13 protein-coding genes are annotated in these 16414 nt (G+C 73.1%); 4 read left to right on the forward strand and 9 right to left on the reverse strand.

What is annotated here, in order from left to right; genetic code table 11:
* Window positions 1-203: 203 nt before the first annotated feature.
* The 3 genes from ACZ6R9_RS33445 to ACZ6R9_RS33455 all read right to left on the reverse strand — a co-directional run bounded on the left by ACZ6R9_RS33445 (window position 204) and on the right by ACZ6R9_RS33455 (window position 2188).
* A complete protein-coding gene (locus ACZ6R9_RS33445) occupies window positions 204-884 on the reverse strand; it encodes a DUF305 domain-containing protein (RefSeq protein ID WP_380481934.1) in 681 nt (226 codons plus the stop codon).
* Window positions 881-1570 (reverse strand): DUF3105 domain-containing protein, encoded by a 690-nt coding sequence (locus ACZ6R9_RS33450; RefSeq protein WP_380481932.1) that lies wholly within the window; start codon window positions 1568-1570, stop codon window positions 881-883. The genes ACZ6R9_RS33445 and ACZ6R9_RS33450 overlap by 4 nt, the downstream gene beginning before the upstream one ends.
* 111 nt (window positions 1571-1681) lie before the next feature.
* On the reverse strand, window positions 1682-2188 hold the full coding sequence (locus ACZ6R9_RS33455; protein ID WP_380481930.1) for a hypothetical protein: 507 nt from the start codon (window positions 2186-2188) through the stop codon (window positions 1682-1684).
* Window positions 2189-2402: 214 nt separating this feature from the next.
* Here ACZ6R9_RS33455 and ACZ6R9_RS33460 point away from each other — a divergent pair, with 214 nt between their 5' ends.
* Window positions 2403-3848, forward strand: coding sequence for a protein phosphatase 2C domain-containing protein (locus tag ACZ6R9_RS33460; protein ID WP_465542519.1), 1446 nt, complete (start codon window positions 2403-2405; stop codon window positions 3846-3848).
* A 37-nt stretch (window positions 3849-3885) separates the two neighbouring features.
* Here ACZ6R9_RS33460 and ACZ6R9_RS33465 read toward each other — a convergent pair whose 3' ends face one another.
* The 3 genes from ACZ6R9_RS33465 to ACZ6R9_RS33475 all read right to left on the reverse strand — a co-directional run bounded on the left by ACZ6R9_RS33465 (window position 3886) and on the right by ACZ6R9_RS33475 (window position 5716).
* Window positions 3886-4506, reverse strand: a complete 621-nt coding sequence (locus ACZ6R9_RS33465) for a TetR/AcrR family transcriptional regulator (protein ID WP_465542521.1) — start codon at window positions 4504-4506, stop codon at window positions 3886-3888.
* Between the two features lie 70 nt (window positions 4507-4576).
* Window positions 4577-4738 carry a hypothetical protein gene (locus ACZ6R9_RS33470; RefSeq protein WP_380481924.1) on the reverse strand — a complete coding sequence of 54 codons (162 nt, stop codon included), beginning with the start codon at window positions 4736-4738 and terminating at the stop codon, window positions 4577-4579.
* A gap of 63 nt (window positions 4739-4801) precedes the next feature.
* Window positions 4802-5716 carry a spherulation-specific family 4 protein gene (locus ACZ6R9_RS33475; protein WP_380481922.1) on the reverse strand — a complete coding sequence of 305 codons (915 nt, stop codon included), beginning with the start codon at window positions 5714-5716 and terminating at the stop codon, window positions 4802-4804.
* 254 nt (window positions 5717-5970) lie between these two features.
* Here ACZ6R9_RS33475 and ACZ6R9_RS33480 point away from each other — a divergent pair, with 254 nt between their 5' ends.
* On the forward strand, window positions 5971-9264 hold the full coding sequence (locus ACZ6R9_RS33480; RefSeq protein WP_465542524.1) for an SdrD B-like domain-containing protein: 3294 nt from the start codon (window positions 5971-5973) through the stop codon (window positions 9262-9264).
* A gap of 86 nt (window positions 9265-9350) precedes the next feature.
* On the opposite strand, the gene ACZ6R9_RS33485 is transcribed toward ACZ6R9_RS33480, so the two are convergent.
* From ACZ6R9_RS33485 to ureA, 3 genes are read right to left on the reverse strand one after another with little or no spacing between them, the layout of a single operon-like run.
* Window positions 9351-10394, reverse strand: a complete 1044-nt coding sequence (locus ACZ6R9_RS33485; protein ID WP_465542526.1) for an agmatine deiminase family protein — start codon at window positions 10392-10394, stop codon at window positions 9351-9353.
* 32 nt (window positions 10395-10426) lie between these two features.
* Window positions 10427-12148, reverse strand: coding sequence for an urease subunit alpha (locus tag ACZ6R9_RS33490; protein ID WP_465542528.1), 1722 nt, complete (start codon window positions 12146-12148; stop codon window positions 10427-10429).
* Between the two features lie 31 nt (window positions 12149-12179).
* Window positions 12180-12890 (reverse strand): urease subunit gamma, encoded by a 711-nt coding sequence (ureA, locus tag ACZ6R9_RS33495; protein ID WP_380481914.1) that lies wholly within the window; start codon window positions 12888-12890, stop codon window positions 12180-12182.
* 448 nt (window positions 12891-13338) lie between these two features.
* On the opposite strand from ureA, the gene ACZ6R9_RS33500 reads away from it, so the two are divergent.
* Both ACZ6R9_RS33500 and ACZ6R9_RS33505 read left to right on the forward strand, forming a co-directional pair.
* Window positions 13339-13878 (forward strand): ATP-binding protein, encoded by a 540-nt coding sequence (locus tag ACZ6R9_RS33500; RefSeq protein WP_465542530.1) that lies wholly within the window; start codon window positions 13339-13341, stop codon window positions 13876-13878.
* Between the two features lie 251 nt (window positions 13879-14129).
* A complete protein-coding gene (locus ACZ6R9_RS33505) occupies window positions 14130-16322 on the forward strand; it encodes a SpoIIE family protein phosphatase (RefSeq protein WP_380481910.1) in 2193 nt (730 codons plus the stop codon).
* Window positions 16323-16414 lie beyond the last annotated feature (92 nt).

Genomic DNA, 16414 nt, shown 5'->3' on the forward strand with positions numbered 1-16414 from the left:
TGGCCGCACGGTCGGCAACGCCCCTCGGCACACGCTCGGATCGCCCGCCGCGTACGGTCGGGAACGCTTGCTGATCTCACGTCGGGAACGCCCGCCGGGTTACGCCGCAAGCGCCCCCGCCGGTGCGTCGGCAGGAATGCGTGAGGGGCGCCCCCGGGCGGTTCCGGGTGGCGCCCCTCGTGGCTGGGCGGGGTGGGGGTGGGTCAGGGGGTCGGTTGGGCGCCGCGTTCTGTGAGCATGGTGGTGATCAGGTCGATCTCGGCCTTCTGGCCGTTGACCATGGTCTGCGCGAGCCGCTTCTCCACGTCGTTCTTCGCCGCGTCCACGTATGCCTGGGCCATGTCCGCACCGCCGCGGTGGTGGGCGAGCATCAGCTGGAGGTAGAAGACCTCGGCGTCCCGGCCGTTGAGGGTGCGGAGCTTTTCCAGGTCGGCGTTGGTCGCCATGCCGGGCATCAGCGAACCGTCGTGCGCCTGGTAGGTGTGCCCCATCCAGGCCATCGGCTTGGTTGCGCCGGTCTGGGTGAGGCCCCACTGGTCGAGGTAGCCCATCAGCATGCCGCGCTGGTTGGCCTGCGTGTTGATGATGTCGAACGCCAGGGTGCGGACCGCCTGGTCCTGGGTGCGGTCGCGGACGATGAACGACATGTCGATCGCCTGCTGGTGGTGGGTGGCCATGTCGCGGGCGAACCCGGCCTCCGCCGAGTCGGTGCTCGGCGTGGACGAGGAACTCCCGGACGCGGGGGTGCCGCTGGAGACCAGCGCGGGCACCCCGAGGCCGAGCGCGACCACGGCCGCCAGCGCGGCCGGCCACCACAGGGCGCGGCGGCGCCGGCCGCCGGCCGGTTCCGCGAGTTCCGTCTCCGGTTCCCGGTCGCCGGTCACATCGCGCCCGAGCTGCAGGAGGCGCCCGGCTCCTGGGTCTGCGGGCCCTGCACGTACTTGGTGAAGAACTGCTCGATCCGCGGGTCGTTCGCGGATTCCACGATCAGCTGGGTTCCCCAGGCGCTCAGGGTGATGGTGCCCTCCTCGTCGGGGTACGGGCTCATCAGGCTGTACGGGGTGGCCTTGACCTTCTCGCTCAGCACCTTGAGGTCTTCGGCCTTCGCCTTGCTGTTGTAGGTCACCCAGACCGCGCCGTGCTCCAGCGAGTGCACCGCGTTCTCGTTCTTCACCGGCTGGTCGTAGACGGTGCCCATGCAGGTCGCCCAGACCGGGTTGTGGTCGCCGCCGACCGGCGGGGCCTGCGGGTACTTGACCTCGGTCTGGACGTGCGTGCGGGACAGGTTGTCCCAGGTCTTGACGCCCTCGATCGGGGACTTCGCCGCAGCGGTCTGCTGGTCCTTCTTGTGCTTGGCGTCCAGCGCCAGCCAGGTGCCGCCGCCGATCATGGCGAGCACCAGCCCGGCCGAGAGGGCGATGGTGAAGATCTTGTTGCGGCGCTCACGGCGCTGTTCGGTCGCGCGCAGTTCGGCGATCCGGGCCCGACGGTCGGCCTGCTGGGCGGACTTGCTGCCGGGGCGCGGCTGCTTGCCGGTCGGCTGGGAGGACTGCTTGGAGGCGGAACCCATGGATGGTGTCCTTGTCCCCGCCGTGCTGTTCACGGCGGTCTGCGGTGGGGTTGGGGCAGCGGAGCCGCCGACCGCCCCGACGTCGGGGAACGGGTCGGCGGTGGGTTCCGCTCAGGACCGGTGAACCTGGAGTGCGTGCAGGTCGGGCGCGTGGTGCGGCGCCGGTCGGACGTCACACGCCGGGACGGCGGGCGACGCGGGAGGAGCCACCAACTGCGGCAGGACGACCGCGCCGGGCTGCGGCGGCGCGTTCGGGAGCTGCGACTCCGGGCCGCAGAAGGAGTGACTGGAACAGCCGTGACCGGGCACCCGGTTCGGGCCGTCCGCGGTGCACAGGATGAGCACGCCGGGAGCTTCCGGTGCCAGCGCGTGCCGGGTGCCGGACGGTGCACCGTGCCGCTCCGCGACGACGGCGCCCGCCGCCGGGGTGACGGTGGACACCGCCTGCACGGACGTGACGGGCCCGGTCGGCACGGAACTCGCAGTGCGGGCGTTCGCCGCGCACGGCAGCAGCGCCAGCAGGGCGGCCAGCAGCACGGACCACAGCACCGCCACCGGGCGGAGCACCGCGTACGCGGTCCCTTCCCGGGGTCGAGTGCGAAGTCCTGGCGCGGTCATGCGCACATATTAATCAGCCGATCGGGTGAAGCGATGCCCCCTTCGGGTCCCGAATTTCCGTCGCGCGGCCCATCACTGCGGCTCATTCCGACCGGCCGTGGCCGGAACCCCTCCCCGGTGTCGGTGCGATGTTCCGATTCCCGGACACCGTCGTTGTGCTTCGGAAGAATGGGGTGACGTCGGGCATTTCCACGGATCAATCAGGAGCCGTCAGTTGAACGAGCAGGGCGCACCCAGGCCGACCCGACCCGACGACGCCTGGTGGCACACCGTCTACGCGGGCCCCGCCGGTACCCTCCCCGACACTCCCGACGCCGTCGCCGACACCTCGTCCGTGGACGACTGGTTCACCTCCGCCGCCGGCCTGTTCGACCCCCAGGACCGTCCCGCCCAGGACACCCCGCCGACCGCCGGGGACACCCCGCCGACCGCCGGGGACACCCCGCCGACAGCCGAGGCCGCGACGGCGCACCGCGAACCGTCCCCGCGCAGTTGGGCCGAGGCCGCCTGGCCCGAACTCCGTCCCACGCAGGACGCACCGGTCGAGCCGCAGGTCGTTGCGGAGCCGGAGCCGGAGCCGCAGCCGGTGGCGGTCGAGCCAGAGGCCGCAGTGGAGCCCGAGGCCGTCGCGGAGCCGGCCGTCGTGGAGCCGGACGTCGTGGAGCCGGACGCCGCCGCGGCCCCGCCGTCGGAGCGCGGTGCGCCGTGGCGGGAGCCGGAGACGCCGGCGGTGCCGCATGTCGGGGAGCGCCCGCCGACGTACGCCGCCGAGCCGACCGCGCTGCCGGTCACCGACCCGGACGGGCTGGCCGGCATCGTGCCGGACACGGCCCTCGACGGCGCCCGGTTCGCGGCGACCACGCTGCGGGCCGTGTCGATCCGCGGCGACTCCGCCCGCTACCGGGGCGAGCCACGACGCGACGCGCTGCTCACCGTCCGGTTCGGGGACGCCGAGGACGGGCTGGTGCTGACGGTGCTCGCGGGCCCGGCGCGGCGGGCCGACGCCGTGTGGGGTTCCGCCGCGGCGGCGGACGCGGCCCGGCAGTTGGCCGCCGCGATCGGGCGCAGCCGCCCCGAACTCGCCGCCGACCTGCGGGCGGGCGCCCGCGACCGGCTGCGGTACGGCCTGCAGCGGATCGCGGTCCAGGCGGCGGCCCGGTTGCGCAGCGGCGCGCAGAGCGCGGGGCCGGTGCCGGACGGGGCCGAGCCGGACGTCCTCCCGGAGGAGGCGCTGCCGGCGGAGGAGACCGCGTCGCTGCACTGCCTGTTGATGTCCACCGACCCGGCGGCCACCCACCGGGCCGCGTTCGGCACCGGCCCGGGCGGGCTGTACCTGTTGCGCTCGGGGCACTGGATCGACGCGTACGCGGCCCGGCTGCTCCACCACCCGGACGGCCAGCCCCCGTTGCCCCCGGCCGCCCTTCCGGCACCCCGCCCGTTCCGGTTCCGCCTGGTGCCGGCCACCTCCGGCGACATCCTGTTGCTCTGCACCCCGGGCCTGGCCGCCCCGATCGCCGAGGAGCCGGCCGTCGCCCACTTCCTGTCCAGCCACTGGGCCCACCCGCACCCGCCGGGCACCGTCGATTTCCTCCGCCAGATCCAGGTCCGCGCCAAGGGCTACGCCGACGACCGCACAGCGGTGGCGGTCTGGACGGAGTGACGCCACCCGTCCGGCCGGTGCCCGTGGTCCGGGCCCGCTACTGCGTCGCCCCTGGCGGGACGCCCAGCAGGGCGTGGGCGGCGGAGGTGGCGTGGGCGGCGGAGGTGGCGTGGGTGGTGGCGGGGAGGCCGATGGCGAGGGGGATGGCCAGGCCGTCGAGGAGGGCGCGGAGCTGGGTCGCGCGGGCAGGGGCGGGGACGGTGGGGGCGAGGACGCCGGTGCTGAGGCCCTCGGTGATGAGCGCGGTGAGGTCGTTCTGCCAGGGGGTCTCGATGTCGAGCTGGCCCTGGCGGAGTTCCGCGGTGCCGGGGGAGCGGCTCCACACCTCGATCCACAGGATCCACCGGGGGTCGCCGGGGCCTTCGGGCAGGTAGAGGTCGATGTAGCGGGCGAGCCGTTCGAGCACCGGCAGGTCGTGGCGGGCGAGTTCGCGGGTGCGGCGTTCGCCGAGTTGGGCCTCGCTCCAGCGGAGGGTCTCCAGCAGGAGCTGGTCCTTGCTGCCGAAGTAGTAGAGCAGGTGTCCGGCGCTCATGCCGAGCTGCTGGCCGAGGCCGGCCATGGTGAGGCGGGCGAGGCCGTGTTCGGCGATGGCGGCGCGGGCGGCCGCGTACACCTCCTCCCGCGGGCGGGCCGGGCGGCGGGTGCGTGGCGGGGCCATCCGCTCTCCTCGTTGCTGGCTGTCCGGCGTCCAGTCTCCCGTACGGGGCGGGGCGGGGGCGCGGCCGGGGTCACCAGCCGCTGTGTTCGCGTCCTTCGGCGGTTTCCTGCCGTCCGTGGTCGAGGCCGGCCCGGTAGGCCTTGCGGAGGACGGCGGCGGCCTGTTCGCGCTCCAGCCCGGGGGCGAGGCGCAGCAGTTCGTCGGTGAGCTCGTCGAGCGTGGGGGGTGTCATGGCTCCATGACACCGCGTCGCGGCGGGGCCCGCTCCTTCGCAGGGGCGGGCCCGGCCGAGGGGTCAGCCGAGGGTGGCGGCGTAGGAGGTCTCCGCGTTGAAGCCCCAGGCGGGGCTGGCGTCCCACGGGTTGAGCTCGACGTCGTTGGTGGCGTACGCGTAGCCGGCGCCGCGGGTGAACGCGGTGCCGAGGGCGGTCTTCATGGCGGCCGCGTCGGGGGTGGCGTGGATCAGGTGCCAGTAGGAGGTGCCGTCGGGGTCGAAGCCGTTGCCGGGGTAGTAGCCGACGGTCAGGTTGAAGACGTTCCCGCCGAGATAGTGGTTGATGTAGTTGTCGTAGGTGCCTTCGAAGGTGACGAAGGTGTCGGCGGTGCGCTTGCCGGGCTCCAGGAAGCAGTCCTGGACGGCGGTGCCGGGGTTGTTCACCACCATTTCCTGCACGCTCGGGTCGATCGAGTGGACGAGGGCCTGGACCTGCTGGCGCAGGTCGAGGTAGAAGTCGCGTTCGACGTTGTTGACGCCGCAGTTGCGGCTGCTGGTGTCGAAGAAGATGCCGTCGACGTGCAGCTTGCCGTCCGCGGTGACCAGGTAGTTGCGGACGTCCTTGAGGATGGCGGCCCGGTCGCGCGCGGTGGCTTCGGTGTGCACGTAGCCGAGTACCTTGGTGTGCTCGCCGGTGGCGGTGGTCTTGGCGCGCAGCGCGTCGGCGCGGGCCTGCCAGGCGGGGCCGAACGGGGCTTCGCCGCTGTTCGGGTTGAGGATGACGACGGACGGCGCGGGCTGGGTGGCCTGGACGTCCAGCATCATCGGGTAGTCCGGGAAGGTGTAGGCCGGGATGCCGATCTCCAGACCGCGGGTCGTGGCGGTGGTGGCGGCCGGGGTGGTGCTGGCGGCGCCGGCCTGCGGTGCGGCGGTGGCGCCGACGGCGAGCAGCGAGCCGAGGAGCAGGGCGGTGAGTCCGTTCGCGCGGATGCGCATGCGTGGTTCCCCCAATGCTGGGCGGGCGTCCCCCTGACGCCGCATGGGCATGCTAACCGCCGACAGGTGTTCGGAGGTCGAATATCGGAGATCGTCCGCCGGGGTGCATCGGCGACCGGACGGGCATTTGGCGGAGGGTGTTCGGCGGAATTTCGGTCGGGCGGGCGGATCTGCTGCTCCGTTCGGGTGAAATAGGGTCATTTCGGCTCGCGGCACCGCCATTTGGCCCCAAGTAGTCGGATGAACTGCTCGGCATGCGTACTCCCCTCCGTTCAGGACGGATCGCCTCCGTCCTGGCACTGCTGGCCGGCTCGTTGCTCGGCAGCGGCGCTCTCGCCCCACCGGCGCACGCCGCGATCTCGTTCACCAAGACCGTCGACAAGTCCACCGCGGCGCCGGGGGAGAACGTCACCTTCACCCTGAAGTTCACCTGCTCGGTCCAGGAGTGCGTCAACGGCAGGATCACCGACGCGCTGCCCCCGTCGCTGGAGTTCGTCGGCTGGTCGCCCGACCCCACCACGGTGGACGTGGCCAACTCGAAGGTGCCCGAGCCCGGGACGACCGGCGGCGAGCTGGACATCCGGCTGCTCGACCTCAGCCCGGGTACCACGGCCGCCGTCACCGTCGTCACACGCTTCCCCAACTGGACGACCGCGAACGGCACTTCGGCGTCCAACACGGCGGAACTGACGGTGGACGGGGAGGCCCCGCAGAGCGGGACCGCCCACGTCACCGCCCACGTCGAGCCGGTCTACCAGGTCACCAAGGGCGTGCAGGCCTCCAGCGCGGACGGACGGACCGTCACCTACCAGTTCAGCGCCTGCTCGACGGCCGGCCCGAACGTCGACCTGGACGCCGGCCACCTGCTGGACACCCTGCCGCCTGGCGCGGTCGTCGACACCGCGCGCTCGCCCGGCTGGACCCAGGTGCCGCCCGGCCCGAACACCTGGCAGTACGACATCGGCGCCTTCCGGGCCGGGAACGGCCAGGCCGGCTGCCGGATCCCGGGCGTGCTGGTGGTGAACTACCCGGACCCGAGCTTCCCGTCCGGCACCACCTCCACCAACCATGTCGAACTGACGGGTGATCCGCTGGGCGCCGCAGCGGAGCAGAGCCTGTCCACGGCCGACGCCACCACCGGCGTCTTCCAGGAGCCCGCCACCGGCGTGCAGGTCACCGCGTCCAAGTCCTGGGGCGAACACAGCGTCTCCGGCGACCTGAACAGCTTCAGCCTGTTCGCCACCAACTCCTCCGCACCCGCCACCTCGCTCACCATGACCGACCCGGGCACCGGCACCACCGACAGCCTCTACAACTGGCTGTTCCCGCAGACCGTCCAGCTCGACGCGTGGAACCCGCCCGGCATCCAACTCACCTTCCAGTACCGGCTGAACGGCGACCCGACCTGGCTGACCTTCACCCCCGGCACCCCGTTCGACGGCTCCGGCAACCGCCGCGTCGCCTTCGCGGAGGGCGCCGGAGACCCGGCCAACGACGTGCTCGGCCTGCCCGCCGGGCGCCGGCTGGACGGGCTGCGGCTGACCTGGAACGGCCCGCTGCCCACCGGCTGGTCCCCGGGCAGCGGCGTCCAGGTCGTCACCCAGGTCGTCACCCCCGGCCACGACGGCCGCCCCGCACCCGAGTCGCTCACCAACTGCGTCGACAACACCGCCACCGACGGCACCACCACCGCCTCGGCCACCGGCTGCGCCGAGTCCACCGTCTCCGCCGCCACCAACCTCGGCGCGGCCAAGACCACCGTCGCGGGCGCCGTCACCAACGCCGGCGGCCGCGCCACCTTCGAGGTGATCCCCTACAACCGCAGCGGGCGCGCCCTGGACCGGCCGCTGGTGCTGTACGACGTGCTGCCCGCCGGCCTGGTCTACGTGGACGGCTCGCTGCGCACCAGCCCGAGCTACCCGGACGCCAAGCTCCCCGAGTCCGTGCAGGTCGTGCCCGGTGCGGACGGCACGCAGATCATCAAGATGACCTGGCCGGCCGGCGCGCCCGACATGACGTACCTGAACGACCCGCGGGCCTACCGGGTGCAGTTCGACGTCCAGGTCGCCGCCAGCGTCCGGGCCGGCACCCTCACCAACCAGGTGTTCGTCACCGCCGACCAGCCGACCGTGCCCGTCACCTGCTACTACAACGGCACCAGCCATGGCGTCCCCGACGACCTCGACCTGAACGGCAACGGCGACCGCACCGAGACGATGTGCCACGCCGCCTCGGACGTCGAGGTGCAGGTGCCGAGCGTGCTGCGCTCCTACAAGGAGGTGAAGGGCGACCTGGACACCGGCTACGGGCCGATGGGCGCCGCGACCCCCGGCGGCCGGGCGTCCTACCGGATGACCGTCCGCAACGACTCGCCGGACCCGGTCACCGAGTTCCTCGCCCACGACAAGCTGCCGACCCCCGGCGACAGCTACGTGCTGACGCCCTCGGCGGCGCGCGGCAGCGCCTGGGCGCCGTCGCTGAGCAGCCCGATCACCAGCTCCGACCCGACCGTGACGGTCGAGTACACCACCGACAAACACCCGTGCGTACCCGCCGTGCTGCCGCCCGCCTCCGACCCCGGCTGCCACCCGAACGCGGCGTGGACGGCCGCCTTCCCCGGGCCGGGCGTCGCCACCTGGTTCCGGATCGGACGCCCCGGCACCCTCGCCCCCGGCGAGTCCTTCACGCTGGAGTGGCCGATGGTGGTGCCGTTCGACGCGCCGGACTCGGCGTACGCCTGGAACTCCTTCGCCTACACCGCCACCGACGCGACCGGCCGCCGGCTGCTGCCCGCCGAACCCGCCAAGGTCGGCGTGGCCGTCGAGCGGACCGGCGCGTCCGACAACGCGCTCGGCGACTTCGTCTGGGACGACCTCGACCACGACGGCATCCAGCAGCCCGGCGAGCCCGGCGTCCAGGGCGTGCGCGTGGCCCTGCTGGACGGTGACGGCCAGCCCGTGCGCGACCTGAACGGCAACCCGGTCACCACGATCACCGGCGCGAACGGTCACTACCTGTTCGACAACCTGCCCGACGGCACTTACCAGGTGCACTTCGACCTCGCCACGATCCCCAAGGACGCCAAGGTCACCGTCCGGCACGCGGGCACCGACCCGGCGCTCGACTCCGACGCCGACCCGGTCACCGGCCTGACCCAGACCGTCACGCTGACGGGCGGCCGGCGCGACCTCGGACTGGACATGGGCCTGATCCTGCCGACCACCAGCCCCTCTCCGTCTCCGTCCTCGTCGCCCTCGGCCTCACCGTCGGAGGGCCCGGAGCCCTCGGTCTCACCGTCGGAGGGCCCGGAGCCCTCGGTCTCACCGTCGGAGGGCCCGGAGCCCTCGGTCTCACCGTCGGAGGGTCCCGAGCCCTCGGCCTCGCCGTCCGCCGGGGAGAGCGGCGGGGTGCCGGGCGAGGGTGGGAGCCTGCCGCACACCGGCACCGACCTGCCCGGCGGCGTGCTCGCCGCGATCGCGGGCGTGCTCACCGTCGGCGGCGCGGTCCTCTGCGCGGTGACGTACCGCCGCCCCCGGCGCCGCCACTGACCGACCGCCGGTGAACGCCGAACGGCCGCGGGCCGGGACCTCCTCGGAGGTTCCGGCCCGCGGCCGTTGCGCGCGGGTCAGGCCGGTCAGGCCTTCGGCTGCTGCTGGGTGATGCAGTGAATGCCGCCGCCGTTGGCGAAGATCTCGCGGGCGTCGACCAGTTCGACGGTGCGGCCCGGGTACGCCTTCTCCAGGATGGCCTTGGCCTGCTCGTCGCGCGGGTCGTCGAAGGCGCACAGCACGACGGCGCCGTTGGCCACGTAGTGGTTGATGTAGGAGTAGTCGACGGGCTCGCCGTCCTCGTCGAACAGGACGGTGGGGGCCGGGAGTTCGATGACCTCCAGGGTGCGCCCCCGGGCGTCGGTGGCGGAGCGCAGGATCTCGGCGAGCTCCTGGCAGACCGCGTGGTCGGGGTGGGCCGGGTCGGGCTGGGAGTGCACGACGACGGTGCCGGGGCGGACGAAGGAGGCGACGATGTCGATGTGCCCGCGGGTGCCGAACTCGTCGTAGTCGCGGGTCAGTCCGCGCGGCAGCCAGATCGCCTTGGTGGTGCCGAGGTGCGCGTGCAGTTCGGCCTCGACCTGCTCGCGGGTCCAGTCGGCGTTGCGGCCCTCGCCGAGCTGCACGGTGTCGGTGACCAGGACGGTGCCCTCGCCGTCCACGTGGATGCCGCCGCCCTCGTTGATCAGCCGGGAGGCGAAGCGCCGCACGCCGGCCAGCTCGGTGACGTGCTCCGCGATGTGCTGGTCGTTGTCCCAGCGGGCCCAGGACTGGGCGCCCCAGCCGTTGAACACCCAGTCGGCGGCGGCCAGTCGGCCATCGTCGTCGATCAGGAAGGACGGGCCGATGTCGCGCATCCAGGCATCGTCCAGCGGGCGCTCGACGATCTCCACCTCGGGGGAGAGGTAGGGGCGGGCCTGCTCGGTCTCGCCGGTGTTGACGACCAGGGTGACCGGCTCGTGGCGGACGATCGTGTTGGCGACCTCGGCCCAGGCGCGGCGGGCCGCGTCCAGCTGCTCCGCTCCGTCGAAGGTCGGGTTCGGGGTCGGGAACGCCATCCAGGTGCGCTCGTGCGGGTGCCATTCGGCGGGCATCCGGAAGCCGAGCGAGGCGGGGGTGGGGGAAGTCATCAGGGATCAAGTCCTCGGAAGGTGAAGGGAGTTCACAGGAAGTACAGGCGGCTGAGGGAGACCGAGTCGGCGGGCGCGGAGCGCAGCGGCTCGCCGTCCAGCGAGACCAGGCCGGTCGCCGAGACGTCGACCTGTCCGAGCCGGCCGTTGCGCAGCATCGAACTCGGGCCGATGCCCCGGGTGCCGCGCACTCCCACCCGCCGCCTGCGGGTGGGCAGTTGGTCGCCCGCGACGTCCAAGTAGGCGGAGTCGGCGGCGGCTTGGGCGACGAACGCCACCGAGAGGTCCGCGGCAGTGGCGCCGTGCGCGCCGAACTGCGGGCCCAGCACCAGGGGTTCGCACCGGTCGGTGGAGGCGTTCGGGTCGCCGACCACGCCGTACGCGGGGAAGCCGGCCTTCAGTACCAGCTGCGGCTTGGCGCCGAAGTGGTCCGGCCGCCAGAGCACGATATCGGCCAGCTTGTCCACCTCGATGGAGCCGACCTCGTGCGAAAGCCCGTGCGCGATGGCCGGGTTGATGGTCAGCTTGGCGATGTAGCGCAGCACCCGCTCGTTGTCGTCGCCGCCCTCGGCGGTGCCGTAGGAGCCGGTGCCGTCCAGCGGGCCGAGTTCGGCCTTCATCTTGCCGGCCATCGCGAAGGTGCGGCGCACGGTCTCGCCGGCCCGGCCCATGCCCTGGGCGTCGGAGGAGGTGATGCCGATGACCCCGAGGTCGTGCAGCACGTCCTCGGCGCCCATCGTGCCGGCCCGGATCCGGTCGCGGGCCATCGCGGCGTCGCCCGGCAGGTCGGGCTTGAGGTCGTGGGCGGAGACGATCATGTCGTAGTGCTCGCCCAGCGCGTCCCGGCCGAACGGCAGGGTCGGGTTGGTGGAGGAGCCGATCACGTTCGGCACGCCGGCCATCTTCAGCACGTTCGGCACGTGGCCGCCGCCGCAGCCCTCGATGTGGAAGGCGTGGATGGTGCGGCCCTCCAGCACCGCGAGGGTGTCCTCCACCGACAGGCACTCGTTCAACCCGTCGGTGTGCAGCGCCACTTGGACGTCGTACTCCTCCGCGACCCGCAGCGCGGTGTCCAGCGCCCGGGTGTGCGCGCCCATGTCCTCGTGCACCTTGAAGCCGGACGCGCCGCCCTCGGCGAGCGCCTCCACCAGCGGGGCCGGGTCGGAGGACGAACCGCGGCCCAGGAAGCCGATGTTGACCGGCCAGGCGTCGAAGGCGTTGAACGCGTGCCGCAGCGCCCACGGCGAGTTGACGCCGACGCCCCAGACCGGGCCGAACTCCTGGCCGATGATGGTGGTCACGCCGGAGGCCAGCGAGGCCTCCATGATCCGCGGCGACAGCAGGTGGACGTGGGTGTCGATGGCGCCCGCGGTGGCGATCAGGCCCTCGCCGGAGACGATCGTGGTGCCGGTGCCGACCACCACCTCGACGCCGTCCAGGGTGTCCGGGTTGCCGGCCCGGCCGATCGCCGAGATCCGGCCGCCCCGGATGCCGATCGAGGTTTTCCGGATGCCCTGCACCGCGTCGATCACCAGCACGTTGGAGATCACCACGTCGCAGGTCTCGCGGACCGCGGCCGGCTTCAGGTGCAGCCCGTCCCGGGCGGTCTTGCCGAACCCGGCGAGGAACTCGTCGCCCGGGGCCTGCGAGTCCGACTCGACCCGGACGATGAGCCCCGAGTCGCCGAGCCGGACCCGGTCGCCGGCGCGCGGGCCGTGCACCGAGATGTAGTCGTGCGGGGTGATGGAACTCATGCCTGGTCCTTCCTGGTGCGGCGGGTGGCGGTCACTGCTCGGGCTGCGCGTCGTCGAACTCGGTCAGGTAGCCCGTCGCCCGGGCCTTGGCCAGCGCCGCGTCCTTCGCGCCCGGTGCGTCCAGCGGCCCGTCCACCAGCCCGGCGAAGCCGATCGCCACCCGCTCGCCGCCGATCGGCACCAGCCCGACCTCGACGGTGACGCCCGGGTCGAAGCGCACCGAGGAACCGGCCGGCACCGCCAGGTGCATTCCGTAGGCGGCGGAGCGGTCGAAGGCCAGGCGGGGGTTGGACTCGAAGAAGTGAAAGTGCGAGGTCACCGAGATCGGCACCGAGGCGGTGTTGTGCACGGGCAGCAGCAGCGACTCCTCCACCGGGTCGTAGCCCGCGCCGGAGCCCGGCAGCGCCGCGCCCGGGGCCCCGTCGCCCAGCGAACCCGCGCCGCGGAACGGGTCGTTGACCACCGCCAGGCGCGTCCCGTCCTCGAACACCGCCTCCACCTGGACCACCGTCACCACGTCCGGCACGCCCGGCAGCACGTCCGCGGCGCTCAGCACGCTGCGGCCGGCCTCGATCGCCTCGGCCAGGCGCCGGCCGTCCCGGGCCGCCTCGCAGACGGTGTCGGCGATCAGCGCCGTCGCCTCCGGCACGTTCAATCGCACGCCGCGCGCCCGTCGGGCGCGGGCCAACTCGGCCGCGGTGAAGATCAGCAGCCGGTCCCGTTCGGTGGGAGTCAGTCGCACGGTGCCTCGCTCGTCGAGGGTGGACGGAGGGTGGTCGAAGAGTTTAGAACGACGTTCAAACGTGTTCGGGCCCCATTGAACCTGCGGCTGCCCGTGATGTCCAGCGTCCGGCCACGGGCCCGGGACGCCCCGCAGGCGCACGGGAGGGGTGTGGGGGAATGGTCGGCGGGGGCGGATCCGGTGATCGGAGCGTGTGAAGATCGCACCGGGGGCGAGCCGACACTCCGCCGGTGGACCTGCGTCAGCGCCCCGGGGCCCCGGCCCGGGCGAGCGCCCCCGGCTCACCCGCGTGCCCGCGCACGCCCTTGCGCACCGTTCACCACGGGCGTAGGGGCGGATCACTGTTGCAAACGCCGCCGAGTGGGCATGAGGATGACCAGAAGTGGCCGCCGGACCGGTGGGGGACCGGAGCGGCCGTCCGGAACGAGGGCGGGGGCTGAAGAAGTTGATGGACGGTCAGGCAAGATTCCCGCGGCAGCGCTCGGCCTCGCGCCGGGAGCAGGCCGACCGGCAGGGGGCCGCACACATCCAGTCACCGGCGCAGTCGAAGCCGGGGGCGCAGTCGCAGCCGCAGAGTCCGGCCCCGGTGCACCAGTCGGAGTGCGCCCTGCACCGCCGGCTGCACGCCTCCCTGGAGGCCGCGGACCTGCCCGCCGTCGGCACCGTCCGGCGCCGGCTGAGGGCCGCCCTCGATCACTGGGGCGTCTCCGAACTCGCCGACACCGCCGAACTGTTGGCGTCCGAACTGGTCACCAACGCGCTGGTGCACACCGGCAAGGGCGCCGAGTTCGACGCCCAGCTGACCGCCGAGCAGCGCCTGCGGGTCGAGGTGCACGACCGCACCGGCCGGCTCCCCGGCCGCCGTCACCCGAGCGAGGAGGCCACCTCCGGGCGCGGGCTGCTGCTGGTGGAGGCGCTCGCCGACGACTGGGGAGTGCAGCTGCGCGGGGACGGAAAAGTCACCTGGTTCGAGCTGTCCGTGCTCTGAGCGGGCCCGCCCCGAACCGGTGGGGAGAATTCCGCACCGGCCACCCGGGTAGGCCGTTCGGGTGAGGGTCCTTGGGCGGATTGTGTGCGATCAGTACCGTCCGGGCCACTGGCATTGCCGCCTTGCCGAACATACGAGAGGGTAGTGAGAATGTGTGCCAGTAGGCACACGCAACCATCGCGGTCCGGCCGGCCCAGCAGGGGACACGGATACCACCAGCGGCCGCCAGGCAAGGCACCGGCAGGAGAAGTATGGCCACCGAGCCCGAGGCGCCTGGGCCCGCCCGCCGCACCCCGCCCGCCCAGGCCACCCAGGCCACCCGGAACAGCACCCCCGCGAACCCGCTGCGCACCGCCGCCGGCCGCGCCGTGCCGTCCACCGCCCGCGGCCTGCCCACCCGCACCGGGGACTCCACCCCCGAGTGGCTCGAACCGGCCATGGCCGCCAACGGCATCGGCTCCTTCGACTGGGACATCCGGCGCGACACCCTGGTCGGTGACCGGCGCGCCTGCACCATCCTGGGCCTGGCCGGCCAGTCCTTCGACCGGACCTCCGACTCCTTCCTGGCCCTGCTGCACCCCGAGGACGCCCCCGTGGTGCGCCGCCGGGTCGAACGCGCCGTCGCCGAACTCGGCCAGTGCGGCGCCTATTACCGCACCGTCTTCCCCGACGGCGAAATGCACGCCGTGCGCTTCCGCGGCCGGGTCCTCGCCGACGCCTTCGGCCGCCCCTCCCGGATGGTCGGTTTCGTCTGGGACGCCACCGTCGAGCTCCACAAACGCGAACGCGCCGACGAACTCGCCGTCCTGCGCGAAGAGCGCTCCCGGTTCATCAAGGAAGCCGCCCGCGCCCTCTCCGACGCCGTCACCGTCCGCGACGTCGCCCGGGTCTTCACCGAGCTGCCGCTGCCCGGCCTCGGCCCCGACGGACTCGCCCTCGCCTCGCTCGAAGGCGGCCGGATCGCGCTGCTCGGCTCCAGCGGCTACCGCAACGCCCTCGGCGACCAGTTCGACCGCATCCCGCTCGCGCCCACCCACCCCGCCGCAGAAGCGATCCGGCAGCGCGCTCCGATCTTCGTCTCCAGCCGCGAGGAGTACCGCGAGCGCTACCCCGACGCCTGGGACTGGGCCGAGAACACCGGACGCTCCTCCTGGGCCTTCCTCCCGCTGGTCGCCAGCGGCCGCCCCACCGGCGTCTGCGTGGTCTCCTTCGACGACGACCGCGAACTCGACCCCGACGAGCGCACCCTGCTCTCCACCCTCGGCGGACTGGTCGCCCAGTCCCTCGCCCGGGCCCGGCTGCACGACGCCGAACACGAACTCGCCGCCGGCCTGCAACGGGTCATGCTGCCCCGCACCGTCCCCGCCGTCCCCGGCGTCACCACCGCCGTCCGCTACCTCGCGGCCGGCTCCGGTCTGCAGATCGGCGGCGACTGGTACGACGTCGTCCCGCTGCCCGGCGGTCACGTCGGCCTGGTCATCGGCGACGTCCAGGGCCACGACGTGCACGCCGCCGGCATCATGGGCCAACTGCGCATCGCGCTGCGCGCCTACGCCGCCGAAGGGCACCCGCCGGCGGCCGTGATGGCCCGGGCGTCGCGCTTCCTCGCCGACCTCGACACCGACCACTTCGCCACCTGCACCTACGCCGAGGTCAACGTCGACTACGGCGTGGTCTACGCCGTCCGGGCCGGGCACCTCGACCCCGTGGTCCGCCGCGCCGACGGCACCGTGCATCCGGTTCCGGTGGCGGGCGGCCTGCCGCTCGGCGTCGCCCCCGACGAGGAGTACCGGGTCACCCGGTTCAGCCTCGACCCCGGCGAGACCGTGCTGCTGTTCACCGACGGCCTGGTCGAAGCCCGGGACATGGACCTCGACACCGGCTTCGCCCGCCTCTGCGAGACCGTCTCCGAACACCTCCCCCCGATCGGCGAATCCCCCCGCGAACCACTGGAGGAACTCGCCGACCGGATCGCCTCGCAGGCCGCGGACACCAGCGAACGCGAGGACGACATCGCGCTGTTGCTGCTGCGCTGGGACGGCCCTGCGGGCGGGCGGGCCGCGCAGCAGTTGCGGCGCAGGATCGGGCAGGCGGACCTGGCGCGGATCTCGGAGCTCCGGGCGGAGCTGCGGGACGCGCTGCGGCGCTGGGGGGTGCCCGAACTCATCGACACCGCCGAGCTGTTGTCGTCGGAGCTGGTGACGAACGCGATTCGGCACACGGACCGGGACGCGATGTTCACCGCGCGGCTGTACCAGGAGGACGGGCGGGCACGGCTGCGGGTCGAGGTCGAGGACGAGAGCGATCTCTGGCCGACGCGCCGCACGCCCGGGGAACAGGCGTCCTCCGGGCGTGGGCTGATGCTGGTCGAGGGGCTCGCGGACACGTGGGGTGTGGAGCCCAGGGGTTCCGGCAAGCGGATGTGGTTCGAGGTGAGCGTTTAAGACCGACCGGCAATAGGCGGCCGCTGTGGAGTGATCGAGCGGGGTGGATGCAGTGCGGGCACGGGTCCACGTGATCATGGAGTTCTCTACGC

The organism is Kitasatospora sp. NPDC048662 (assembly GCF_055587065.1).

Bases quoted from the DNA above. Each gene is read 5' to 3' on its own strand.
- ACZ6R9_RS33450 (WP_380481932.1), bottom strand. From the start codon at position 1,570: ATGGGTTCCGCCTCCAAGCAGTCCTCCCAGCCGACCGGCAAGCAGCCG.
- ACZ6R9_RS33455 (WP_380481930.1), bottom strand. From the start codon at position 2,188: ATGACCGCGCCAGGACTTCGCACTCGACCCCGGGAAGGGACCGCGTAC.
- ACZ6R9_RS33465 (WP_465542521.1), bottom strand. From the start codon at position 4,506: ATGGCCCCGCCACGCACCCGCCGCCCGGCCCGCCCGCGGGAGGAGGTG.
- ACZ6R9_RS33470 (WP_380481924.1), bottom strand. From the start codon at position 4,738: ATGACACCCCCCACGCTCGACGAGCTCACCGACGAACTGCTGCGCCTC.
- ACZ6R9_RS33475 (WP_380481922.1), bottom strand. From the start codon at position 5,716: ATGCGCATCCGCGCGAACGGACTCACCGCCCTGCTCCTCGGCTCGCTG.
- ACZ6R9_RS33480 (WP_465542524.1), top strand. From the start codon at position 5,971: ATGCGTACTCCCCTCCGTTCAGGACGGATCGCCTCCGTCCTGGCACTG.
- ACZ6R9_RS33485 (WP_465542526.1), bottom strand. From the start codon at position 10,394: ATGACTTCCCCCACCCCCGCCTCGCTCGGCTTCCGGATGCCCGCCGAA.
- ACZ6R9_RS33490 (WP_465542528.1), bottom strand. From the start codon at position 12,148: ATGAGTTCCATCACCCCGCACGACTACATCTCGGTGCACGGCCCGCGC.
- ACZ6R9_RS33500 (WP_465542530.1), top strand. From the start codon at position 13,339: ATGGACGGTCAGGCAAGATTCCCGCGGCAGCGCTCGGCCTCGCGCCGG.
- ACZ6R9_RS33505 (WP_380481910.1), top strand. From the start codon at position 14,130: ATGGCCACCGAGCCCGAGGCGCCTGGGCCCGCCCGCCGCACCCCGCCC.